This is a genomic window from Rhizobium vallis (assembly GCF_003985155.1).
In the GTDB taxonomy this organism is placed as follows: domain Bacteria; phylum Pseudomonadota; class Alphaproteobacteria; order Rhizobiales; family Rhizobiaceae; genus Rhizobium; species Rhizobium vallis.
In genome coordinates, this window is sequence record NZ_ML133687.1 from 706,091 (window position 1) to 727,848 (window position 21,758).

The 21,758-nt window shown below is 62.0% G+C and carries 23 protein-coding genes; 15 read left to right on the forward strand and 8 right to left on the reverse strand.

The genetic code is table 11. The features are described 5' to 3' along the window. Nucleotides 1–134: 134 nt before the first annotated feature. The gene (locus EFQ99_RS08590) at nt 135–1,637 is read right to left on the reverse strand and encodes a protein adenylyltransferase SelO (RefSeq protein WP_126920603.1); all 1,503 of its coding nucleotides are present in this window, start codon (nt 1,635–1,637) and stop codon (nt 135–137) included. A 259-nt stretch (nt 1,638–1,896) separates the two neighbouring features. Here EFQ99_RS08590 and EFQ99_RS08595 point away from each other — a divergent pair, with 259 nt between their 5' ends. Continuing rightward, nucleotides 1,897–3,342, forward strand: coding sequence for a DHA2 family efflux MFS transporter permease subunit (locus tag EFQ99_RS08595; protein WP_126920604.1), 1,446 nt, complete (start codon nt 1,897–1,899; stop codon nt 3,340–3,342). Between the two features lie 2 nt (nt 3,343–3,344). Here EFQ99_RS08595 and EFQ99_RS08600 read toward each other — a convergent pair whose 3' ends face one another. Both EFQ99_RS08600 and EFQ99_RS08605 read right to left on the reverse strand, forming a co-directional pair. Beyond that, nucleotides 3,345–3,869 (reverse strand): DUF1697 domain-containing protein, encoded by a 525-nt coding sequence (locus EFQ99_RS08600; protein ID WP_126920605.1) that lies wholly within the window; start codon nt 3,867–3,869, stop codon nt 3,345–3,347. A gap of 79 nt (nt 3,870–3,948) precedes the next feature. After that, entirely contained in the window at nt 3,949–6,057 is a 2,109-nt protein-coding gene (locus EFQ99_RS08605) for a S9 family peptidase (RefSeq protein ID WP_126920606.1), read from the reverse strand. A 253-nt stretch (nt 6,058–6,310) separates the two neighbouring features. Between EFQ99_RS08605 and EFQ99_RS08610 the strand changes: the two genes are divergently transcribed. Both EFQ99_RS08610 and EFQ99_RS08615 read left to right on the forward strand, forming a co-directional pair. After that, complete coding sequence (locus EFQ99_RS08610; protein ID WP_126920607.1) at nt 6,311–6,700, forward strand: DUF930 domain-containing protein; 390 nt, start codon at nt 6,311–6,313, stop codon at nt 6,698–6,700. 102 nt (nt 6,701–6,802) lie between these two features. Beyond that, nucleotides 6,803–7,600: a polysaccharide deacetylase family protein gene (locus tag EFQ99_RS08615; protein ID WP_126920608.1), complete on the forward strand. Its 798-nt coding sequence runs from the start codon at nt 6,803–6,805 to the stop codon at nt 7,598–7,600. A 34-nt stretch (nt 7,601–7,634) separates the two neighbouring features. Here the strand turns inward: EFQ99_RS08615 and EFQ99_RS08620 are convergent, their stop codons facing one another. The 3 genes from EFQ99_RS08620 to EFQ99_RS08630 form a co-directional block, all read right to left on the reverse strand. After that, complete coding sequence (locus EFQ99_RS08620; protein WP_126920609.1) at nt 7,635–8,927, reverse strand: NAD(P)/FAD-dependent oxidoreductase; 1,293 nt, start codon at nt 8,925–8,927, stop codon at nt 7,635–7,637. 18 nt (nt 8,928–8,945) lie between these two features. Then, a complete protein-coding gene (locus EFQ99_RS08625; RefSeq protein ID WP_126920610.1) occupies nt 8,946–10,112 on the reverse strand; it encodes an AI-2E family transporter in 1,167 nt (388 codons plus the stop codon). A gap of 176 nt (nt 10,113–10,288) precedes the next feature. Next, nucleotides 10,289–11,149 carry a VOC family protein gene (locus tag EFQ99_RS08630; protein WP_126920611.1) on the reverse strand — a complete coding sequence of 287 codons (861 nt, stop codon included), beginning with the start codon at nt 11,147–11,149 and terminating at the stop codon, nt 10,289–10,291. A gap of 286 nt (nt 11,150–11,435) precedes the next feature. Here EFQ99_RS08630 and EFQ99_RS08640 point away from each other — a divergent pair, with 286 nt between their 5' ends. From EFQ99_RS08640 to EFQ99_RS08655, 4 genes are all read left to right on the forward strand, one after another. Further along, nucleotides 11,436–11,855, forward strand: a complete 420-nt coding sequence (locus EFQ99_RS08640) for a universal stress protein (RefSeq protein WP_126920613.1) — start codon at nt 11,436–11,438, stop codon at nt 11,853–11,855. Between the two features lie 146 nt (nt 11,856–12,001). Continuing rightward, the gene (gene trhA, locus EFQ99_RS08645) at nt 12,002–12,670 is read left to right on the forward strand and encodes a PAQR family membrane homeostasis protein TrhA (RefSeq protein ID WP_126920614.1); all 669 of its coding nucleotides are present in this window, start codon (nt 12,002–12,004) and stop codon (nt 12,668–12,670) included. A gap of 99 nt (nt 12,671–12,769) precedes the next feature. Beyond that, a complete protein-coding gene (locus tag EFQ99_RS08650; RefSeq protein WP_126920615.1) occupies nt 12,770–13,285 on the forward strand; it encodes a GNAT family N-acetyltransferase in 516 nt (171 codons plus the stop codon). Between the two features lie 147 nt (nt 13,286–13,432). Then, a complete protein-coding gene (locus tag EFQ99_RS08655) occupies nt 13,433–14,134 on the forward strand; it encodes a pentapeptide repeat-containing protein (RefSeq protein WP_126920616.1) in 702 nt (233 codons plus the stop codon). A 30-nt stretch (nt 14,135–14,164) separates the two neighbouring features. Here EFQ99_RS08655 and EFQ99_RS08660 read toward each other — a convergent pair whose 3' ends face one another. Continuing rightward, on the reverse strand, nt 14,165–14,692 hold the full coding sequence (locus tag EFQ99_RS08660; protein ID WP_126920617.1) for a GNAT family N-acetyltransferase: 528 nt from the start codon (nt 14,690–14,692) through the stop codon (nt 14,165–14,167). A gap of 108 nt (nt 14,693–14,800) precedes the next feature. Then, nucleotides 14,801–15,214, reverse strand: coding sequence for a peptide-methionine (R)-S-oxide reductase MsrB (gene msrB, locus EFQ99_RS08665; RefSeq protein ID WP_126920618.1), 414 nt, complete (start codon nt 15,212–15,214; stop codon nt 14,801–14,803). Between the two features lie 188 nt (nt 15,215–15,402). On the opposite strand from msrB, the gene EFQ99_RS08670 reads away from it, so the two are divergent. The 8 genes from EFQ99_RS08670 (at nt 15,403) to mnhG (ending at nt 21,682) form a co-directional block, all read left to right on the forward strand. Continuing rightward, on the forward strand, nt 15,403–15,618 hold the full coding sequence (locus tag EFQ99_RS08670) for a hypothetical protein (protein ID WP_126920619.1): 216 nt from the start codon (nt 15,403–15,405) through the stop codon (nt 15,616–15,618). Nucleotides 15,619–15,747: 129 nt separating this feature from the next. After that, nucleotides 15,748–18,114 carry a putative monovalent cation/H+ antiporter subunit A gene (locus EFQ99_RS08675; RefSeq protein ID WP_126920620.1) on the forward strand — a complete coding sequence of 789 codons (2,367 nt, stop codon included), beginning with the start codon at nt 15,748–15,750 and terminating at the stop codon, nt 18,112–18,114. Between the two features lie 4 nt (nt 18,115–18,118). Further along, a complete protein-coding gene (locus tag EFQ99_RS08680) occupies nt 18,119–18,538 on the forward strand; it encodes a Na(+)/H(+) antiporter subunit B (RefSeq protein WP_126920621.1) in 420 nt (139 codons plus the stop codon). Next, a complete protein-coding gene (locus tag EFQ99_RS08685) occupies nt 18,538–18,915 on the forward strand; it encodes a Na+/H+ antiporter subunit C (protein ID WP_126920867.1) in 378 nt (125 codons plus the stop codon). Before EFQ99_RS08680 ends, EFQ99_RS08685 begins: the two co-directional genes overlap by 1 nt. Nucleotides 18,916–18,982: 67 nt before the next feature. After that, nucleotides 18,983–20,533 carry a Na+/H+ antiporter subunit D gene (locus EFQ99_RS08690; RefSeq protein WP_126920622.1) on the forward strand — a complete coding sequence of 517 codons (1,551 nt, stop codon included), beginning with the start codon at nt 18,983–18,985 and terminating at the stop codon, nt 20,531–20,533. Further along, on the forward strand, nt 20,530–21,003 hold the full coding sequence (locus EFQ99_RS08695) for a Na+/H+ antiporter subunit E (protein ID WP_126920623.1): 474 nt from the start codon (nt 20,530–20,532) through the stop codon (nt 21,001–21,003). The genes EFQ99_RS08690 and EFQ99_RS08695 overlap by 4 nt, the downstream gene beginning before the upstream one ends. Then, nucleotides 21,000–21,353: a cation:proton antiporter gene (locus tag EFQ99_RS08700; RefSeq protein WP_126920624.1), complete on the forward strand. Its 354-nt coding sequence runs from the start codon at nt 21,000–21,002 to the stop codon at nt 21,351–21,353. Before EFQ99_RS08695 ends, EFQ99_RS08700 begins: the two co-directional genes overlap by 4 nt. Continuing rightward, nucleotides 21,350–21,682 carry a monovalent cation/H(+) antiporter subunit G gene (mnhG, locus tag EFQ99_RS08705; RefSeq protein WP_126920625.1) on the forward strand — a complete coding sequence of 111 codons (333 nt, stop codon included), beginning with the start codon at nt 21,350–21,352 and terminating at the stop codon, nt 21,680–21,682. The genes EFQ99_RS08700 and mnhG overlap by 4 nt, the downstream gene beginning before the upstream one ends. The last annotated feature ends 76 nt before the right edge of the window (nt 21,683–21,758 follow it).

Genomic DNA, 21,758 nt, shown 5'->3' on the forward strand with positions numbered 1-21,758 from the left:
CGGAAAAGTCCCGCCGATCAGCCAGATAGCGCGAAGGAGATGCCTTTCAACGGCCACATTTGCCGCAGGCCGGGGTCAACTGCGGATGCGCCGGACTGGGTGTGATGCTGTGGGTGAGGGATGGGCGATGGCCGTCACGTACCGCAGAAGGTCGCCAGCACCCGTTCGTCCGGCTTTGGCGGTTGCAGATAGGCGGCAAAACCCGGCTGGTCCTCATAGGGGTTTGAAAGCACGGTGAGCAGCGCCTCGAACAGCGAGAAATCGCCATTCTCGACCGCGGCCTCGATCGCCTGTTCGACCCGGTGGTTGCGCGGGATGAAGGCCGGATTGACGCGACGCATGGCGATGGTGCGCTCAGCGGCCGTCTGCGGATCGCGCGACAGCCGCTCGCGCCATTGCGCAAGCCAGGTAGCGCAGGTCTCAGGCTCCCGGAAACACGCCGCAAAGGCAGGCTCTGCGGCCTCGTCGCCGGCAAGGTCGGATAGCAGGCGGAAGGTCAGGGTGAAATCGGCTGCCTGCGCCTGCATCAGCGCCAGCAGCGCCTGCACGAGCTCGAGATCGCCATCCTCTTCGCCGGCCAGTCCGATCTTTGCTCGCATGCCGGCCAGCCAATGTGCCTGGAACCGTTCGCCATAGGCCCGGATCACCACATTTGCCTTGTCGACCGCGCTGTCGGGCTCGGCGTCGATCAGCGGCAGCAGCGTTTCGCCGAGCCTTGCCAGGTTCCATTGGCCGATAGCGGGCTGGTTGGCATAGGCATAACGACCATGCTGGTCGATCGACGAGAAGACGGTCGCCGGGTCATAGGCGTCCATGAAGGCGCAGGGGCCGAAATCGATCGTCTCGCCGGAGACGGTCATATTGTCCGTGTTCATCACGCCGTGGATGAAACCGACATGCAGCCAGCGGGCAATCAGCGCTGCCTGGCGATCTGAGACGGCATCGAATAGCGCGAGATAGGGGTTCTCAGCCTCTTTCAATGCGGGATAATGCCGATCGATCACATAGTCGGCGAGCGCCCGCACGCCGTCGGTATCGCCCCTGGCCGCAAAATACTGGAAGGTGCCGACCCTGACATGGCTGGCCGCAACGCGGGTGAAGACTGCACCCGGCAGCACCTCTTCGCGATAGACCGGCTCGCCTGTCGTCACCGCCGCCAGCGCCCGCGTCGCCGGAATGCCGAGCGCAAACATCGCCTCGCTGATGATATATTCACGCAACACCGGCCCGATTGCAGCCCGCCCATCGCCGCGGCGCGAAAAAGGCGTCGGGCCCGCACCCTTCAGCTGGATGTCGAAGCGTCTGCCGCTGCGGTCGAGCACCTCGCCGAGAAGGATCGCCCGCCCGTCGCCGAGCTGCGGCGAGAAGCCGCCGAACTGATGCCCGGCATAGGCCATGGCAAGCGGCTCGGCCCCCTCGGGAAGGAGATTGCCGGAAAAGATCGCCGCGCCGTCGCGACGCAAGGCCTCGACATCGAGCCCGAGCTCGGCGGCGAGCGGCTCGTTGAGCTTGATCAGCCAGGGCTCGGCCACCGGCGTCGGCGCCTGCGGCGCAAAGAAGTGCTGGGGCAGGCCGACATAGCTGTTATCGAACGGAAAGGCCGCGCCGGGCCGGTTTTGCTGAAGGGTGGAGGTCATGGTTCATAGGTAGGGTCGGGGCGCGCACGGCGCAAGGCGGTTTGGATGAAGCCCCCGAAGTCCTTCACGAAGAACAGGCCGATGCAAGGAATCGTGATCCGCTTTTACCTCTCGTCAAAGCAGCTTTGCCATAAAGGACATAGCGCCGCCACGATCGCAGGCGTATAGCAAATCGTCTCCCCTTGGCCTTGCGCCATGTCATCCCCGCGGCCTTGCTGCCTCCTGTGCTCCGCCGCGCCACCGCGAGTGATTCCGCACGATGCCGGACCAGATTTACCAGGCGCCGATGGTTCGGCGCCCCGCGCCCAATTTCCGGGTGATCGCGATGATTGTCGCGAGTGCGATGCTGATGGAAAACGTCGATGCGACTGTGCTTGCGACCGCGCTGCCGACTATGGCGCGCGATTTCGCCGTCAGCGCGCCTGCCATGTCGATCGCGCTGACCTCCTATCTCTTGAGCCTTGCGATCTTCATTCCGGCCAGCGGCCGAATGGCCGACAGTTTCGGCTCGCGCACCGTCTTTCGTGCGGCAATCGCCGTCTTCGTCGCCGGCTCTATCCTCTGTGCGCTTGCGCCGACACTGTCCTTCCTGGTGCTGGCGCGGCTGCTGCAAGGCATGGGCGGTGCGATGATGATGCCGGTCGGCCGTCTCGTGCTGATGCGCAGCGTCGACCGCAAGGATATGGTCAGCGCCATGTCCTGGCTGCTCGTCCCGGCGCTGATCGGTCCCATCGTCGGTCCGCCGCTCGGCGGCTTCATCGTCACCTATCTCGACTGGCGCTGGATTTTCTACATCAACGTACCGATCGGCATCATCGGCATGATCTTCGTCTCGATCTACATCGACGAGGTGAGGGGCAAGGCGAGCGGTCCCTTCGACACGGTGGGCTTCGTCCTCTCCGGCATTTCGCTCGGCTCTCTGCTCTTCGGCTTCGAAATGTCGAGCCATGAAGGCGAGGGCGCCTTCTCGATCTTCCTGATCGCGCTTGGCCTCATCTTCGGCATCGCCTATCTCAAACATGCCCGCAAGCATCCGTCGCCGATCATGGATTTCTCGCTGATGAAGGTGCCGAGTTTCGGCACGTCGGTCATTGCCGGTTCGCTGACGCGCATCACGCAAGGGGCACAGCCTTTCCTGCTGCCGCTGCTTTTCCAGATCGGCTTCGGCCTGTCCGCCGCCGCGGCCGGTCAGATCATCATCGCGACCGCGCTTGGCGCACTCGCCATGAAGCCGATGGCGAAGTTTGTCTTCCGCCGGCTGGGCTTCCGCAGAAGCCTCATGATCAACGGCATCCTCGGTACGATCGGCTACGGCCTCTGCGCCGCCTTCCGGCCGGATTGGCCGATGCCGCTGATCTTCGTCGTCCTGGTGCTCAGCGCCTTCTTCCTGTCATTCCAGTTCACGGCCTATAACACCATTGCCTATGACGAGATCAGCAAGGAACGGATGAGCTCGGCCACGAGCTTCTACACCACCTTCCAGCAGCTGATGCTCTCGCTCGGCATCTGTATCGGGGCCTTGGCATTGCACGGCTCCATGGCCTTGTCTGGCACAGAAACGCCCGCGCTTGGCGATTTTTCCACCGCCTTCATCGTCGTCACGATCATCTCGATCACCGCGACCTTCTGGAACCTGCGCTTCTCGCCGACCGCCGGCGAAGAAATCACCGGCTACAAGGCCAAAGGCACGAAAGGCGCCGCCTGAGGTCAGCCCCTGCCTTCCATCTCGGCGGCCATTTCGGCGAGTTTGCGGACGGTATTGAGATTGCGCGAGGTTCCAGGCTTTAGCGCCGGCAGCTTCAGCTTCGACCGGCCTGAGCCATTGGGATAATGCACATAGATTTCCCGCTCCGCGAGCTTGGCCTCTTCACCGTCGGGTGCAGCCATCTTTTCCAGTGCATCGCCCGGCGGCTTTTTCGGTAGGAAGTAGACGAGCAGGAAATTCGGCTTTGCCTCGGGAAAGGGCGCTTTGTCGGCAATGCCCTCGAGTTCTTTCCGGCTACGCACCATCACGCCCGGCCGCTTGCCCATTTTTTTCCCGAGGGCCTCGTCGAGCTTGTGCTCCACCGTCTTTTCGGATTCATCCGAGCGGAAGAGCACGTTGCCGCTCTGGATGTAGGTCTTCACGTCAGTGAAACCGAGGTCTTCGCATATCGCTTTCAGTTCGGCCATCGGCAGGGCGCCGGTGCCGCCGACATTGATGGCACGAAGCAGAGCGATATAGACGGACATTTCTCTCCCCTTCGTCGGCAAGCCGTTCCCGCCCCTCCGGCGGCAGGGCAAAGGGGGTGCCAACGGCACCCCCCAACCTTTACATCTTCCCAGCCACCTTGATCGCAAATGCATACTCAAACGCGATCTCCTCCAGCCGCTGGAAGCGGCCGGAAGCGCCGCCGTGGCCGGCGTCCATATTCGTCTTGAGCAGGATCGGCGCGTTGCCGGTCGTCTTGTCGCGCAGCTTGGCGACCCATTTTGCCGGCTCCCAATAAGTGACGCGCGGGTCCGTCAACCCGCCGAGTGCCAGGACCGGCGGGTAGGCTTTTGCATCAACATTGTCATAGGGCGAGTAGGAGGCGATCTGCTCATACTCTTCCTTGCTGTCGATCGGATTGCCCCATTCCGGCCATTCAGGTGGGGTGAGCGGCAACGTGTCATCAAGCATGGTGTTGAGCACGTCGACGAAGGGAACGGCGGCGATGATGCCGGCGAACTTCTCCGGCGCCATGTTGGCAACCGCGCCCATCAGCATGCCGCCGGCCGATCCGCCCTCGGCGATGATCTTCGAGTAGGACGTGAACTTCTCCTGATTCAGATAGTCAGCGGCGGAAATGAAGTCCTTGAACGTATTGGTCTTCTTGTCCATCTTGCCGTCTTCGTACCAGGCAAAACCCTTGTCCTTGCCACCGCGGATATGGGCGATGGCATAGACGAAGCCGCGATCGGCAAGCGACAGGCAGTTGGTGTTGAAGCCGGCCGGGATGGTGATGCCGTAAGCGCCATAGCCGTAGAGCAGGCAGGGCGCGCTGCCGTCGAGCGCGGTATCCCTACGATAGAGCAGGGTGACCGGCACTTTCTCGCCATCCCAGGCGGGAGCGAAGACGCGGCGGGTGACGTAGTCGTCGGGATTGTGGCCCGAAGGCACCTCCTGCGTTTTCAGGAGTGTGCGCTCGCGGGTCACCATATTGTAGTCGTAGAGCTGCGACGGCGTCGTCATCGAGGAATAGGAGAAGCGGATGACATCCGTATCGTATTCCGCCGCTCCCGAGAGTCCGAGCGAATAGGCTTCCTCGGCAAAGGCGATCGCATGTTCCTCGCCGCTCTTCCGGTCGCGGATCATGATTTGCGGCAGTCCGTCCTTGCGCTCCAGCCACAGAAGATGGCGGGCGTAGGCCATGTGGCTGATAACAAGCGTACCGGGCTTATGCGGAACGACTTCGCGCCAGTTTTCCTTGCCCGGCTTATCAACCGGCGTTTCCATGATCTTGAAATCCTTGGCGCCGCCGTCATTGGTGAGGATGTAGAAGACGTCGCCGCCCTCGGTCAGCGAATATTCGATGCCTTCCTCGCGCGCCGCCACCAGCTTCGGCTCGGCGGCGAGGTCCTTGGTCGACAGCAGCCGGTATTCGCTGGTCTCGTGGTCGTGAATGTCGATATAGATGAAGTCGTCGAGCAGCGAGCCGCCGACACCCATGAAGAAGCCGGCATCCGGCTCCTCATAGACCAGCCGGTCTTGCGACTGCGGCTGGCCGAGAATGTGGTGGAACACTTTCGAAGGCCGGTGGTTCTCGTCGAGCGCCGAATAGAAGAAGCTCTTGCCGTCGGGCGCCCAGACGCCGCCGCCGCCGGTATTTTCGATCCGGTCGGCAAGGTCCTCGCCTGTGGAGAGGTCACGCACCTGCAGCGTGAAGAATTCCGAGCCCTTGTCGTCATAACCCCAGATGCCGCGGCTGTGGTCGCTCGTATGGTCGAGACCGGCGAGACGGAAATAGGCCTTGCCTGATGCCTCCTTGTCGCCGTCCAGCAGCACTGTGCGGATCGTCTCGTCGGCGACATCGCCGTCGCGGGGAATACGGAAATAGCGTGGCTGCTCGCCGCCGGTCACATAGAATGTGCCATAGGCATGGGCGCCGTCTTTCATCGGCACCGAACTGTCGTCTTCCTTGATGCGGCCGCGCATTTCCGAAAACAGCGCCTTCTGCAGTGGCTTGGTGTCTTCCATCGCCGCGTTCATATAGGTGTTTTCGGCTTCGAGATGCCTCCGGATGTCGGGATCGAGGATCGAGGGATCCTTGAACATCGCCTGCCAGTTGTCGGCGCGCAGCCAGGCGTAATCGTCCGTGCGTGTGATGCCGTGGCGCGTATCGGAGGCGGGTTTCTTCGGTGCGGCGGGCGGGGTCGGCAGGCTCTTGAAAGCGGACAAAGAATGGCTCCGTGGGAATGTCGGGTTTGGCAAGAGATAGAGGCGCTCCGGCGCCGGATCAAGCGGCAAGGCTGCGCCAAGGGTACAGATGCCCTTCCACAGACAAGGAGGGTGCTCTGACCGTCTTGCCTTGATGTCACCACAATATTTAAGAAAGTCCGCTCTCGTCGCGCGAAATTTGCACGTGCCAAGCCCCCGGCAAGCCGGCTGTGGCAGGGTGAAGAATGGACAACAGCAAGGGATTTTCTCCGCAATGCCGAAACGTCTGCTCCTGTTTGTATCCCTCGCAAGCCTTGCTGCCCCCGCCTTTGCCGTCGATCCCGCCATCAAGAAGCAGCTGGAAAAACTCGATCCCTCGACCCGACTGGAGCAGAGCTGCGACACCGAGGCGATGAGCCGCATCAACAACGACAGCACCGGCTTCAAGCCCGACAAGGTCATCGCCTATACCTTCAAGGACCCGATCCCCGGCGACAATTCGCTGGAGGCGCCGGGTGCGGTCTTCCGCAGCAAGGGCGATTGGTATCATCTCTCCTACAATTGCATCACCGGCCCGCAGCATATCAACGTGCGCGAGCTCAAATACGAGATCGGCGACAAGGTGCCGCGCGAGAAGTGGGACAAGTATTATCTCTACGATTGATGCTGTTGCATTTGTCCAAGCGGCTTCGGTGACATCAGGCCACATGGCGGCGGGCGAGAGCAATCGCTAAAATAGGCAGCTCGAATCATAGAAATCCACGATATGAACCGCATTCTGCTCGCTTCGGCATTTTTTCTGGCCACCGTATCAGCCGCGTTAGCGGATGAGATACCGTCGGCGCTGCCGGCCGCGGCTGCAGTGGGTTCGGCCCCGAAGGCGCCGGCGCCAAAACTCGTAGAGCCGCATCTGCATATCGCCCGTTCCAACGTCGCCGGCCACGCCCGCATCGCGCTCACCTTCGATGCCTGCATGGGGCAGGCGGACGAGCGCATATTGTCGACGCTGGTGCGGGAACGCATCCCTGCCACGATCTTCGTCACCGCCCGCTGGTTGAAGCGCAACCCCGCTGCTGTTGCCGTCTTCCTGCAGAATCCGGATCTGTTTGAACTCGAAAACCACGGCGAAAACCATATACCTGCCGTCGACACGCCGACGCTGATCTACGGCATCGCGTCTGCCGGCTCGCCGCAAGCCGTCAGGCAGGAAGTCGAAGGCGGAGCTGCCGCGATGGTCGCAGCCGGCATTCCGGCGCCCCGCTGGTTCCGCGGCTCGACCGCCAAATACGATCTTTCCGCCATCGGCGAGATCCGCGCCATGGGCTATCGCATTGCCGGCTATTCGGTGAACGGCGATGGCGGCTCGCTGCTGGGCGCGGCCATTACTGAAAAACGCATCGCCTCGGCCAGGGACGGCGACGTCATCATCTCCCACATCAACCAGCCGAACCATGCGGCGGGCGAGGGGGTGGCCAAGGCGCTGATCGATCTCAAGGCGAAGGGTACGGAGTTCGTCCGCTTGGAGGACGTCGAGGATACCGGCGACGATAAGACGACGGAGTAGTTCTGCGGTGCGGCACGCCACCCATGCGGCGTCGCTACCTCAGCTCATCGCCGACCCGCACCAAATCCTCCGCAAAACGGCGCAATCCCGGCCCGTCGCGGTCGAGTGCGAAATCTTCGAACCAGTCCCGATGCATGCCCGCCATCATCGCGCCGATCATCTGGGCGGCGAGATAGGAAAAGGTGATGCCGTTGCCGCCGTAGCCATAGGCTGCGAACACGTGCAGCATTTCCGGCAACGGGCCGATCAGCGGCAGGCCGTCGGCCGTCTCGCCGAAGGTGCCGCACCAGGTGTGTTCCACCCGCGTATCCGCCTTCGGCCACAGCCGCTTCATCTTCTCCTGTATCGCCACGATCTTTGCCGGCAGCTTGCGGTTGCGCGCCTGCGGATCGATCGTCCCGTCGTCCTCGCCGCCGGCGACGATGCGATTGTCCGCCGTCGTGCGCATGTAGAGATAGGGGTGATTGTCCTCCCAGATCAGTGCTCTGTCGCGCCAGAAATTTGCCGGATCCTGGGATACGGTGGCGAGCGCCCAGCTCGAGCTCGACCGGTGCAGTTTCGGCATGTCGAGGCCCGGCATCGAATAACCGGTCGCAAGCACGACATGCTGCGCCTCGATGAGGTGACCTCCATCCGTCTCCATCGTAACGCGATCGCCTTCGCTGTGAAGTGCCGCCACGGACGCGCTGACCAGCCGCGCACCGCGCCGCACAGCCATCTCGATCAACGCCCAGGTCAGAAGCAGCGGATCGCACTCGGCTGAACCCGGCGAATAGATCGCGCCATCCCGGTCGAGTTCGAATTGGGTGAAGAGATCGGGATGTTCGAGATAGACGCCGGGCAGCCCCGCCCGACGGCGAAGCTGGCGCTCCTCCAGCATGTTGCGCGCGCCTTCCTGATTGGCGGCAAGATAGAGCGTGTTGCGTGGTCTGAAGCCGCAGGGGATCCCGTTGGCGGCGATCAGCTTCGAAAGCCCGGCGACCGCGGCGCCGCTGCGGCGGTAGATGCCGGCCGCACGCTCGAAGCCGTAATAATCTTCAAGCTCGGCGAGCGTGCTGTCGATTTCCCATTGCAGCATCGCCGTGCTCGCTGCGGTGCTGCCGAAACCGGGCTCTTCACGGTCGATGACAACGACGGAAAAACCGCGCGCCGTCAAATGTTCGGCCACCAATGCGCCGGTGATACCACCGCCGATCACCGCCACATCGGTGGAAAAGCTCTGCTCGATCGGTCGCCACGCGGGCCGTATACCACTTTTCCCCCAGAGAGAACGACCGCTCACCATCTGGTCGTGGTCGGATTTATCGAGATCGAGATCGGATGCCATCCACGCCTCCCGTTCCCATCACTTCGGCAATTGCGGTTGCGGCTTTTCCTCGATCAGCAATTCCTCGATTATGGTGATGACGATCAGCGACAGCGGCAGTGCCAGCATCGCGCCGACGGCGCCCCACATCCATGTCCAGAACAGGATGGCGAGGAAAACGACGAAGGGATTGATTTCCAGCCGTCGTCCCATCACCGCGGGGAAGATCAGGTTTTCCATGAGAAGATGCACGGTGAAGAAGGCTGCGGCCGGCATCAACCCGACGAGCAGACCGTCATGGGTGAGGATGCCGGCGATGGCCACAGCAAGCGTCATCAGCGTGATGCCGAGATAGGGGATGAAGCTCGACAGGAAGGCGAAGAAGCCCCAGAGCACCGGCGCCGCCAGCCCGCCCGTATAGGCGATGACCGTCATGACGACGCCGAGACCGACATAGATCAGCGAGGCGGTGGCGAAATAGAAGCCGAGGACCTGTTCGACCGCGTTGATCACGCGGATTGCCGCCAGGCGCTGGGTGCGGGTGCGGAAGGTCATGATAATCGTCTTGCGCAGGTTGACGCGGCTGGCGAGAAAGAGCAGCAGCGCCGCAAAGAAGATCATCCCCTGCACCACCGCCGGTGTGAGGCTGGTCGTCACGATATGCAGCACGTTGCCGGTGTTTTCGAGCAGCGCGCCGATCGACATCGGTCCGCTTTCGAATGTCGCCGGGGTGATGTGCAGCCATTCGATGCGTTCGAGATAAGGCATAACGCGATTGATCGTTCGCTCGGCGAAGGCAGGCCCCTCATTGGCAAGCGTCATCAGCGGGTCGGCGAGCGAATTGATCAGCAGGAAGATGACCAAGGCAACGCCGCTCGACAGCATGAATGCATTGGCAAGCCGCGGCACGCCCATCTTGCTGAGCTTTTCCGCCGCCATGCCGAGGATCATGCCGACGACGACGGCAAGCGTGATCGGGATGAGGATCAGAGACATCATATAGACGGCGGCAAGGCCAAGTATGGCGAAGATTCCGATGATCGCCCAGGCCATGCTGATATCAAGCCCGTCCTTTTCCAACCGGTGCAGCGGTGGCGGGGGCAGCTCTTCCGCCGCCTCTTTCAGCGTCTGCGCCCAGGCGCTGGTATGGCGTTCGCCGATCGCGATCTTGTTAGCGTGTTTGCGGATGCCGTTGGCGATGCCCATGCGGTGCGGTCCCCGAAGCCCTATTGCTTCGCGATGGAAACGCGCTGATGCGGTTCCGGTTCCCTGGGGCTATAGGGGCGCTGGCAAAGCGCATCCCGCATGCCTCTACGCGCATCTCATTCTCGCGTGACGTCAACGTCTTCAACCGTCAAGGTTGATCTGCAGCAACTTGGAAATTACGCCGAAAGCGTCAAGCCGATCCCCCAGGGATCGCGCAGGAACACGCCGCCATCGCGCTTCTCGCTCTTGATTTCCAACTGATCGAGCTTGGCGACAGCCGCGTCCAGTGTTTGCGTGTCGTTGAAGCGGATCTTGTAATCCGAAAGCCCGGTCATGTTGCCGGCGCGCGCCGTCGCGCCGCGGCTGTTCCAGATATTGGCGGCGAGATGGTGATGATAGCCGCCGGTCGCAAAGAAGCTCGCGCCGGGACGGCTTGCCATCAGCTTCAGGCCGAGGACGTCCCGATAAAAGGCATCGGCCTGCGGGATGTCGCCGACCTGGAGATGCAGGTGACCGATCGCCGTGCCATCTGCCATGCCGCCCCATTGTTCATCGGGCGCGCTATTGTAAAGCGCCTGCAGGTCGAGGCGCAGCGTCGCCATCTCGACCATGCCGCCCTGATCGAATTTCCATTGTTCGTGCGGCCGGTCGGCATAGATTTCGATGCCGTTGCCTTCAGGGTCGGAAAGATAGATCGCCTCGCTGACCAGATGATCCGAGGCGCCGTCGAGCACGACGTTGTTGTGGGCGGCATGGCGCAGCCAGCGTGCCAGTTCGGCGCGGTCAGGCATCAGGAAAGCAGTGTGAAAAAGGCCGGCGGCGTTGCGCGGCGCAATGCGGGCATCTCTCGCCGTCGTCAGCGTCAGCAGCGGCACGCCGCCGACACCGAGCACTTCCCCGCTTGCCGTCTTCTCAATGACCTTCAGGCCGAGCATCGATTGATAGAAGCCGGAAACGAGACCAAGGTCGGTCACCACAAGATGCGACTGGTCGATATAGGCAGGCCGCGTCAGCGCATAGGAAGTTTCGGTCGTCATGGATTGTTCTCCTGCTGAATTGGCCCGTGAAAAGGTGTACCGGCGGTGGCGGCAACCATGCCGCCTGTGGCAAGCCCGAGGAAGTTTCGCCGGTTCATTCTTTGATGTCCCCTCGGCTGCCGTACTTGCATCCTATATGGCGCATTCCGATTGTTCACAGAAGATCCGTTTCTGAGGATGAAGCGTTGAGTAAATGTTGACGATGACTTGCGCCCACTTGATCGCGGTCAATGTATCCATATCTTCTTTAGAGGAAGCTTATGTATCTCAGTCATGGAGGGAAGCCATGTACAGGAAAATCATAGTCGCGATCGCGCTCGGGGGCATCGAAAAGGGAGAAATGATCCTCCGCAAGGCCGCGAGCCTGCTCGACGACGGCGGCGAGATCATAGCGCTCAACGTCATCGAGGACGTGCCGACCTATGTCGCGATCGAACTGCCCGCCAACATGCTCGAGGACGCAATGAGGGACAGCCGCGACAAGCTAAAAGAGCTGATCGACGCAACCGGCATTGCCGCAACTGTCGAGATCCGCAATGGCCCGCCCGCCAAGGCGATCATCTCGACCGCCGAGAGCCACCACGCCGACCTGATTATCGTCGCTTCGCACGTTCCGGACTTTTCCAACTACTTCATCGGCGCCACCGCCGACCGGGTGGTGCGCCACGCCAAATGCTCGGTGCTGGTCGACCGGCAGAAGGTTTGACGTATGCAGCTGCATTGCCGCTGGCTGTCAAAGGCCGGCAGGTTTGCGCCTGTCACGAAGATTTACCGCCGCGCGGTTCGTCGCAGTTGCGCACCTGCCCGTTCGATGAGACGATCTTCTTCGGGTTGTGAAACGGATGGGCGTGCATGGCCGAGTTCAACGGCATTCGCTGGGCTTACGACAGATACGAACTGATCGCCGACGGCATCGTTCACGGCGTCGGTCTGGTGCTGGCGCTGATCGGAGCGACGGTGCTAATCTTCTATGCGACGGTCTGGAGTTCCTATGGCGCACTTGCCGCCGCCTGGATCTACAGCATTGGGCTGGTGCTGACGCTTGCCATTTCCTTTTCCTACAATGCCTGGCCCGTCTCGCGCACGAAATGGTATCTGCGCCGTTTCGATCATTCGGCGATTTTCATCCTGATCGCCGCCACCTATACGCCGTTTCTCGAACGTGGCGCCGACGATCCGCTGCTCTTGTTCATGCTGATCGCGATCTGGCTGTTCGCTGTCGCCGGCATCGTCCTGAAATGCGTCTTTCCCGGGCGCTATGACCGTTTGGCCATCCTGCTTTATCTCGCCATGGGTTGGAGTGGAGTTCTGGTCGCCGAACCCGTCGCCTCGCGCATTCCTTTCACCTCGATGTTGCTGATCATCATCGGCGGCGTCCTCTATTCGCTCGGCGTCATCTTCCATGTCTGGGAGAAACTGCGCTTCCAGAACGCCATCTGGCACGGCTTCGTCGTCACGGCCGCTGCCGTGCACTATTCGGCCGTGCTCACCTGTTTCAGCCTGTCGGCGCCGGGTCTCTGAACCACGCCCGTTTGAGGATCTTCCGTCTTTCGCATTCGCCGTTTACATCTCTCGGGGCGGGGCGTATGCCACGCGGCAGTCAATTTGAACTGGGCAACCATGACAGACGCCGTTCTCCTCCGCGACGCCACCGAGGCCGATCTTCCCGCCATCCGCGATATCTACAATCATGCCGTCGAGCACACGACGGCGATCTGGAACGACACGCTGGTCGATCTCGAAAATCGGCTGGAATGGTTCAAGGCGCGTAAGGCGAGGGGCTTTCCTGTCATCGTTGCCGAGATATCAGGCAAGGTAGCGGGTTACGCCTCTTATGGCGACTGGCGCGCCTTCGACGGCTACCGCCACACGGTCGAGCATTCCGTCTATGTCGACAAGGATTGCCGTGGCGCCGGCGTGGGCGAGCGCCTGATGCGGGAACTCATCGCGCGGGCCGCGGCCGGCAATATTCATGTAATGATCGCCGGCATAGAGGCGGAAAATGCGGCTTCGATCAGGCTGCATGAAAAGCTTGGTTTTCGCATCGCCGGCAGATTTTCCGAGGTCGGCACCAAGTTCGGCCGCTGGCTGGATCTTACCTGCATGGAGCTTCGCCTGCCCGGCAAGACGGATTGATCCGCCTGCCTGGCAAGACTGGCTGATCCGGCAAATCGATCGTCGGCACGTTCGCCATCTTTTTATTGTAGCCTGAGCTGTGTAGAAATGAACGGCGGCCTGCTTCGCCAGAGGTCGCCTGAAAGCGTCATGGAGGTGAACAGTTCAATGGCAATGCCCAGATCGCCGCTCGGCCTCTTTGCCTTCGTTCTTCTTGCCTTTGCCCCGATCTCCACGCGAGCTGCCGATTGCGGCAGCACGGCGTCGCCGAAGCTCGACTGGCAGGAATGCACCAAGAAGAACCTGATGCTGCAGGACAGTGATCTCGAAGGCGCCAATCTCTACGGCACCGATTTCTCGCTGACCGATCTCGCCGGCGCAAACTTCAAATCCGCCAATCTCGAGAAAGCGACGCTGGTGCGCGCCTCGCTCGAGGGTGCCCACGCCGAAGGCGCCAATTTCGCCAAAACAGAGGCCTATCGCGCCAGCTTCACCAATATCGTGGCCGACGGTGCCTCCTTTGCCGGCGCTGAGCTGCAGCGTGCCAATTTTGCCGGCGCGCGGCTCTCCGGCGCCACTTTCGAAAAGGCCGAGCTGGGCCGCGCCGATTTCGACAAGGCGGTGCTGACAGGAGCGAGATTCTCTTTCGCCAATCTCTCCCGTGCCGATCTCTCCGGGGCGACCTTTGAGGGCCCGGCCGCGTTCGACCGCGCCTTCATGTTCCTGACCCGCATCGAGGGCCTTGACCTCTCGGCCGCAGCCGGGCTCGAGCAGGCGCAGATCGACCTTGCCTGCGGCAACGCCTCGACAAAGCTACCGGCTGGCCTCTCCACACCCGCAACATGGCCTTGTCCCGCCGATCACGAGTGATCGGCGAACCGGCGTCTTCGGCCGTCAGCTCTATGTCCAGTCCGTGATGGAGAGGTAGAACTCCATTCTGCCGCCTTCGGGAGGTACCGGTTTGACGAATGTCTCCCGCCGCCGATGCACCCGCTCGGCAACGCGCCCGGAGGGGATGTTGTCGGGCCGGACGATCGAGACGATGCGCGCAAGGCCAAGGGCGTCAAGAGCGTGGTCCCGGCAGGCAGTGGCCGCCTCGACGGCGTAGCCCTTGCCCCAATGATCGCGCCAGAGGTGGTAGCCGATCTCGGGTTCCATGCCGGCGGATGTTTCCTGCAGCGTGATGCCGCAATCGCCCAGCAATGCGCCGCTCTCTCGGTCAACCACGGCCCAGAGGCCGAAACCGTGATTGGCGTAGCTGTCGAATGCGAGCCTTCGAAACCAGCTTTCGGTTTCCTCGAAGGTCTTTATTCCGGGGTAATAGCGCATGCATTCCTCATCGCCGAAAATGCGGTGGAGGAACGGCAGGTCGCCAAGTGTGATCTCCCTCAGTCTCAGCCGGTCGGTGCTCAGGATATCTCGCGCCATCGGCCTTTTCCTGCAGGTGGGATTAAGGGCTCATCGACAGCGCGAGGAACCGAGAAATCAGCGGCCCATCGCACGGGATGAGCCGCTTGCCGAACACAGGCCCGGTGCTTACTTCCCGGGCTCGAACACCATGGCGTGCCCGTTGATGCAGTAGCGCAGGCCAGTCGGCGGCGGGCCGTCCGGGAAGACGTGGCCAAGATGGGCGTCGCAGGTGCCGCAGCGGATTTCGGTGCGCACCATGCCATAAGTGGTGTCGCGATGCTCGCTCACCGCATCAGGCGACACCGCTTCGAAATAGCTCGGCCAGCCGCAGCCGGCATCGAATTTCGTGTCGGAGCGAAAGAGCGGCGCGTTGCAGCCGACACAACGGTAAAGCCCCGTCTCGAAAGAATCCCAGTAGGGGCCGGTGAAGGCGCGCTCGGTGCCGTGCTGGCGCGTGATGCGGTATTGCTCGGGGGTGAGCTGCTCTTTCCATTCGGCATCGGTCTTGTTGATCTTGGCGGTGGTTGCAGTTTCGGACATGACGTGCTCCTTTCGCCGAGGGGCGGTTCCGTTTCGCGCAAAATGTGGTGCGCCGTCTGCGATTCATCAAGTCTTGGGCACTATCCTGCCCAATTCGCGGCGTACCGCAATTGGGAGAAGGCGGTTGTTTTTATATCCGTTAGAAATTTTCCGTTAGGGTTAATAGGGCATGCATTGGAGAGTCACTGTTGTTTGAAGCTGCAATCTTCCTGCTCTACGTCCTGGTGGCCGTGGCCGCCATGGCGGTCACGATGTTGGAAGGCTGGGCCAACCACGACGGCTTGACGCTGCATCGTCTCGCCGGGCTCTTTGCCTGCCTCGTCTGGCCGCTGACGCTTTTGCTCTTTATCCTGCACGGCTGCCTCGCCCGGCTGCTGACGCGCCTTTCCCGGACGATGGCCTGATACGCTTCGAACATCGCCCTGCAGCTTCGCCCTGTGATCGAAATTGCTTGAGGCCCTCTACCATTTCGCCTAAGTCAGAAGATGAGCTGGCCCCGCCGGCCTTCGTCTGTTGCCGGTAGAGGAGGAGACATGGCCGATGTCACGGCTTTGACATTTCTGGCCTTGTGTCTGCCGCTCGCCGGCGCTCTCGCTGCTCCCTTCGTCATCCGCGTCTTCGGGGCAAACGGTGCCTGGCTCCTGGCGATCGCTCCTTTGCTTGCCTTCCTGCATTTCCTGCGTTTCGTTCCCGTTATCGCGCGCGGCGAGGCCGTCGCCGGCGGTTATGCCTGGGTGCCGAGCTATGATCTTTCCTTCTCCTGGTTCCTCGACGGCCTGTCGCTGGCTTTCGCGCTTCTGATCACCGGCATCGGCACGCTGATCGTACTCTATGCCGGCGGTTATCTCAGAGGTCACAAGGATCAAGGCCGCTTCTTCTCCTTCATCTTCCTCTTCATGGGGGCGATGCTCGGCGTCGTCGTTTCCGACAGTTTCCTGATGTTCTTCATCTTCTGGGAACTGACATCGATCACCTCCTTCCTGCTGATCGGCTTCGATCACGAGCGCGAGGCGGCTCGCCGGGCAGCGCTGCAGGCGCTGGTCGTTACGGGCGGGGGAGGTTTGTTCCTGTTGGCCGGCCTGCTGCTCCTTTGGAACATGTCAGGCGTCACGCAGTTGTCGCTGCTCATCGGATCTGGCGATGTCGTGCGCGAGAGCCCGCTCTATCTCGCCGCTCTCATTCTGGTCCTCGTCGGCGCCTTCACCAAATCGGCGCAATTTCCCTTTCATTTCTGGCTGCCGAACGCCATGGAGGCGCCGACGCCGGTTTCGGCCTACCTCCATTCGGCCACCATGGTGAAGGCAGGCGTCTATCTGCTGATGCGGCTTAATCCGGTCATGGGCGCGACACCTGCCTGGGAAATCCTTCTGCCCTTCTTCGGTGGGTTGACGCTGGTGGTCGGCGCCGTGCTCGCCATCGGGCAGACGGACCTCAAGCTCAAGCTCGCCTATACCACCGTCTCCTCGCTTGGCTTGCTCGTCCTGCTGGTCGGCTTCGGTTCGGAATATGCGGTGGAGGCGGCGGCGCTCTATCTGGTGGCGCATTCGCTCTTCAAGGGCGCGCTCTTCATGGTCGCCGGCATCATTGATCATGAGACCGGCACGCGCGATATCACCAGGCTCGGTGGCCTGATGCGGGCGATGCCGCTGACGGCGATCATCGCGCTTGCGGCCGCATTCTCCATGGCCGGCCTGCCGCCTTTCTTCGGTTTTCTCGCCAAGGAGGAGATCTATGCGGCGCTCGCCGGTAGCGATATTCGCGCGCTCACCTTTACTTCGATCGTCGTCTTCGGCAATGCGCTGATGTTCGCCGTCGCCTTCGCCGTGGCGCTGAAGCCCTTTCTCGGACGATCGGTGGAGACGCCGAAACATCCGCACGAAGCGCCCGTCCTGCTCTGGCTCGGCCCGGCCATCCTCGCTGTCCTTGGTTTCTTTGCGGCAGTCTTTTCGAGCTCTACTCATGCAGCCCTGTCCTCGCCGATATCGGCCGCCATCCGCCAGAGCCCGGTCGACATCGACATCTCGCTCGCGCCGCATATCGGCCTGCCGCTGGCGCTCTCCGTCCTGACCGTGCTGCTCGGCATCGGCGTCTACTGGCAGTTCGCCCGCGCCCGCTCGCTGATGACAGTCCTTTTGCGCGCAGCGGGACGGGGGCCGGATCACGGTTTCGACCTTGCCGTCTCGGGTCTCGTCCGCCTCGCCGGCCGCATCACGCGTTTTACCCAGCCGGGGCGGCTCGATATCTATGTTACCTGCACCTTCGTCTGCGTCGCAGCTATCCTGTTGGTACCGCCCATCGTCTATGTCGAACTGCCGCGCCTTCCCGTCTGGCCGGCCGATGTCAGGCTCCATGAATGGGCGGTGTTCCTGATCGCCGCCGTAGGCCTTGCCGGCGTGCTCATCGCCCGCGACCGGCTGACGGCGATCGTCTCGCTCGGCATTCAGGGTTTCGCTGTCTCCATCATCTTCCTGCTGTTCGGCGCACCGGATCTATCCTTCACCCAGTTCATGGTCGAAACCCTTTCGGTGGTCATCCTTGCCCTCGTCATGACCAGGCTTCGCCTCGTCGCCGCAGACCGGCGCCCATTCGGCCGCCGGATTTTCGACGGCACCCTCGCGCTTGGCTGCGGCCTCGGCTTTACGCTTTTGCTGATGCGGGCGACGCAGATGCCGTTCAACGATGCGCTGACGGCCTTCTTCAACACCTATTCCAAATCGATTGCCCACGGCGCCAATGTGGTCAACGTCATCATCGTCGATTTCCGCGGCACCGACACGCTCGGCGAAATCGCCGTTGTCGCGGTCACTGGCCTTGCCATCCTGGCGCTGATCCGCATCCGCGCCGGCACGGAGCGCAAGCTTGCCGCCAATGATCCCCACGCAATCGAGGCGGAGGGCTGATCGCGTGAACACCCTGATCTTCCGCACCGTCGCTCCGTTCCTCACCGCGCTAATGCTGTTTTTTTCGGTCTTCGTGCTGTTGCGCGGCCATAACGAGCCGGGCGGCGGCTTCATCGGCGGGCTGATCGCAGCCTCTGGACTTGCGGTCTACGGCATTGCTCGCGGCGTTTCCGCCGTTCGCCGCGCATTGTTCTTCCATCCGCTATCGATTGCCGGCGCCGGCTTGCTGCTTTCGACGATGGCGGGTCTTCTCTCGATCTTCTTTGCGGTTCCCTTCATGACTGGTCTCTGGATCTATCCGAAACCTTTCGGCGTGGAGGTGCCGCTGTCGAGCGTCCTGCTCTTCGATGTCGGCGTCTACCTGGTCGTGCTCGGCGCCATCACGTCGATCGCGCTGGCGCTTGAGGAAAAGGAGGTGGAATGATGGAGCCGCTTCTGGCGATCCTCGTCGGCCTGTTCTTTGCCGCCGCGGTCTATCTGATGTTGTCGAAATTCTCGATCCGCATCATGCTCGGCATCGCCATCCTCGGCAACGCCGTCAACCTCCTGCTCTTTACATCAGGCCGGCTGACCCGCGAAGTGCCGCCGATCATCCCGGCGGGTCTCGACGCCTTGCCCTCCGGCACGGCGAACCCGCTGCCGCAGGCGCTCATCCTGACGGCGATCGTCATCTCCTTCTCTTTCCTCGCCTTCCTGCTGGTGCTGACCTACCGCGCCTATCAGGACCTCGGCACCGACAACACCGGCGAAATGCATGCCGCCGAGCCCGACGACCGGCCGCTGCCGCCATTGGGGTATTGAGGCAGATGCTGCTGCGGACGGTGACCCCAAGGCAAGCCCTCTCTCGCGACAGCGGAGGCGCCATCTGATGGCCGCCCCCACGCCCCCCATCGATCTCTCCGCCGCCATGATCACCGCCCCGGTGTCGATCGGGCATTGGCTCGCCATCCTGCCAGTCGCCCATTGCATCACGCTCGGCGCCGTTCTGCTGATGCTGCGCGCCTATCCCCGCCTGCAGGCCTGGCTTGCCATATCAGGTTTAGGGCTGCTGGCGTTGATGGATGCGGCGCTGCTCGCCAAGGTCGCGGCCGAGGGACCGTTCACCATGGTCATGGGTCGGTGGCTGCCGCCCTTCGGCATCGCCTTCACCGTCGATCTCTTCGGCGCGTTGATGGCGTTCACCGCAGCCCTTGCCGCTCTCGCCGGCGGCATCTATGCGCTGGCCGATATTGGTGAAAGCGGCCGACGTTACGGTTTCTTCCCACTGCTCATGCTTTTGATGGCAGGCGTCACCGGCGCCTTTATGACCGGCGATATCTTCAATCTCTATGTCTGGTTCGAGGTGCTGCTGATCTCGTCCTTCGGGCTGATCATCCTTGGCTCCGAACGCGAGCAGATCGACGGCGCGCTGAAATATGCGGTACTCAATCTCATCGCCACGACTTTGTTTCTGGCCGGCGTCGGCATCCTCTATGCCATCTTCGGCACGCTCAACATGGCCGATATCGCCGCAAAGGCGAGGGATTTGCGCGGCGTGGCGCCGCTGATGACGCTCGCAAGCCTCTTCCTGCTCGCCTTTGGCATGAAGGCAGCGGCATTTCCGGTCAATTTCTGGCTGCCGGCCTCCTACCATACGCCGCGCATCGTCGTCTCCGCGCTCTTTGCCGGCTTGCTCACCAAGGTCGGCATCTACGCGCTGATCCGGGTGATGGTCATGCTGTTGCCGGTCGAGCGAGAAGAACTGGGCTTCCTGATCGCGCTCGCCGCGGCCGCGACCATTCTCGTCAGCGCCCTCGGCGCGCTTGCCGAAAACGATATCCGCAGGCTGTTCGGGTATGTCGTCATCTCGGGCATCGGCAACATGCTTGCCGGCGTGGCCCTCGGCGGGCCTGGCGGCATCAGCGGCGCGGTCTTCTATGCGGTCCATTCCATGGTGCTGATGACGGCGCTCTATCTTGCCGCCGGCGAGATCGCCCGGCGCGGCGGCGGCTTTTCGCTCTCGGCTCTCGGCGGGCTCTATAGGCAAAGCGGCGGTTTCACCGCGGTCTCCTTCGTGCTCTTCCTTGCCGCCTGCGGTCTGCCGCCCTTTTCGGGTTTCTGGCCGAAAGTCATCCTCGTCAAAGCCTCCCTCGATCTCGGCGCCTGGTGGCTGGCGACCTCGATCCTCACGGGAGGTTTTCTGACGACGATCGCCTTCGGACGCCTCTTCCTGCTCGTCTACTGGCGGCCCGCGCCGATGGCACTCGCCCCATCGAGGACATGCTGGCGCACCGGTCTGCCGCTCGCCGCGTTGACGGCGCTGGTCGTCGGTTTCGGCATCATGCCGGAACAGTTGTTGCGATTGTCGCAGTCGGCCGCTGCCGGTCTCGTCGATCGTCAGGCCTATCTTGATTCAGTCTTTCCGGGAGGCGCGCCGTGACGGCTTTCCTCTTCAGGCTGCTGCTTGCCATTGGCTGGGTCGCCGTCACCGGCAGCGCCTCGCTGCTCAATCTCATCTTCGGCTTCCTGCTCGGGGCGTTCGCACTCTTCATCATTCGCGAACCCCTCGGCGGCAAGACCTATCCGCGTCGCGTTTGGCCCGTACTCTCGCTCGCTGCTCTGTTCCTTAAGGAGTTGTCGCTGTCGGCCTGGAGGGTCACGGTCACTGTCCTCTCACCCGACATGAAGCTGAAGCCCGGTATCTTCGCTTTCCCTCTGACGGTGACGAGCGATTTCGAGATCACTCTTCTCGCAAATCTCATCACGCTGACGCCAGGCACGCTTTCGGTCGACGTCTCCGCAGATCGCCGCACGCTCTATGTTCACGCGCTCGATTGTTCCGATCCCGAGGCGACAAGACGGAATATCGCCAACGGTTTCGAACGCAAGATCAGGGAGGCCTTCCGGTGATTACGCCCGCCGCCATCATCACGGCCGCTTCCTCGGCCGCCCTCGTCATCCTTGCCCTGGCGCTGCTCCTGACCGTCTGGCGGGTCATTGCCGGCCCGACATTGCCGGATCGTATTCTCGCCCTCGACATGCTGACCGGCACGGCGATCGGTTTCATCGCCGTCATCGCGATCAAGACCGGCTTTTCGCTCTATATTGATATCGCCATCTCGCTCGGCCTTGTCGGCTTCCTGGCGACCGTCGCCTTCGCCCGCTTCGTGCTGTCGCGCGGCAACATCAAATCCCCGCCTCCCGCCGCAGCGGCGAAGGGCGGCGCCAAAACACGCCCGGCAGGGAGGAGGAGGCGATGATGGATTATATCGTCGCTGCCGTCACGGCTCTGCTGCTGGTCGTCGGTGCGCTCTTTGCGCTTTCTGCGGCGATCGGCCTCGTCCGGCTGCCCGATCTCTATACCCGCATGCATTCGGCTTCGAAGGCAGGCACTGTTGGCTCGGGGTTGCTGCTCTTTGCCGCCGGCCTTTATTCTGAAGATCCGATGATTCTCGCCCGCGCCCTTGCCGGCTTCATCTTCTTCCTGCTGACGGCGCCGGTGTCCGCGCACCTGCTTGCTAGGGCAGCCCACCATTCGGGATATGATCTCGGCGGTATCTCGGTCCGTGACGATATGCGCAAGCGCTGAGAGATATGCTTTTCAGCGACTTTACCAGATTTATGCAAAACTTATGCACAGGAAGCTGTGAGTAAAGCTTGATAGC

What these genes read in the sequence shown, in the direction of transcription:
- EFQ99_RS08590 (WP_126920603.1), bottom strand. Translation starts at nt 1,637, where the DNA reads ATGACCTCCACCCTTCAGCAAAACCGGCCCGGCGCGGCCTTTCCGTTC.
- EFQ99_RS08595 (WP_126920604.1), top strand. Translation starts at nt 1,897, where the DNA reads ATGCCGGACCAGATTTACCAGGCGCCGATGGTTCGGCGCCCCGCGCCC.
- EFQ99_RS08600 (WP_126920605.1), bottom strand. Translation starts at nt 3,869, where the DNA reads ATGTCCGTCTATATCGCTCTGCTTCGTGCCATCAATGTCGGCGGCACC.
- EFQ99_RS08610 (WP_126920607.1), top strand. Translation starts at nt 6,311, where the DNA reads ATGCCGAAACGTCTGCTCCTGTTTGTATCCCTCGCAAGCCTTGCTGCC.
- EFQ99_RS08615 (WP_126920608.1), top strand. Translation starts at nt 6,803, where the DNA reads ATGAACCGCATTCTGCTCGCTTCGGCATTTTTTCTGGCCACCGTATCA.
- EFQ99_RS08620 (WP_126920609.1), bottom strand. Translation starts at nt 8,927, where the DNA reads ATGGCATCCGATCTCGATCTCGATAAATCCGACCACGACCAGATGGTG.
- EFQ99_RS08625 (WP_126920610.1), bottom strand. Translation starts at nt 10,112, where the DNA reads ATGGGCATCGCCAACGGCATCCGCAAACACGCTAACAAGATCGCGATC.
- EFQ99_RS08630 (WP_126920611.1), bottom strand. Translation starts at nt 11,149, where the DNA reads ATGACGACCGAAACTTCCTATGCGCTGACGCGGCCTGCCTATATCGAC.
- EFQ99_RS08640 (WP_126920613.1), top strand. Translation starts at nt 11,436, where the DNA reads ATGTACAGGAAAATCATAGTCGCGATCGCGCTCGGGGGCATCGAAAAG.
- trhA (WP_126920614.1), top strand. Translation starts at nt 12,002, where the DNA reads ATGGCCGAGTTCAACGGCATTCGCTGGGCTTACGACAGATACGAACTG.
- EFQ99_RS08650 (WP_126920615.1), top strand. Translation starts at nt 12,770, where the DNA reads ATGACAGACGCCGTTCTCCTCCGCGACGCCACCGAGGCCGATCTTCCC.
- EFQ99_RS08655 (WP_126920616.1), top strand. Translation starts at nt 13,433, where the DNA reads ATGGCAATGCCCAGATCGCCGCTCGGCCTCTTTGCCTTCGTTCTTCTT.
- EFQ99_RS08660 (WP_126920617.1), bottom strand. Translation starts at nt 14,692, where the DNA reads ATGGCGCGAGATATCCTGAGCACCGACCGGCTGAGACTGAGGGAGATC.
- msrB (WP_126920618.1), bottom strand. Translation starts at nt 15,214, where the DNA reads ATGTCCGAAACTGCAACCACCGCCAAGATCAACAAGACCGATGCCGAA.
- EFQ99_RS08675 (WP_126920620.1), top strand. Translation starts at nt 15,748, where the DNA reads ATGGCCGATGTCACGGCTTTGACATTTCTGGCCTTGTGTCTGCCGCTC.
- EFQ99_RS08685 (WP_126920867.1), top strand. Translation starts at nt 18,538, where the DNA reads ATGGAGCCGCTTCTGGCGATCCTCGTCGGCCTGTTCTTTGCCGCCGCG.
- EFQ99_RS08690 (WP_126920622.1), top strand. Translation starts at nt 18,983, where the DNA reads ATGGCCGCCCCCACGCCCCCCATCGATCTCTCCGCCGCCATGATCACC.
- mnhG (WP_126920625.1), top strand. Translation starts at nt 21,350, where the DNA reads ATGATGGATTATATCGTCGCTGCCGTCACGGCTCTGCTGCTGGTCGTC.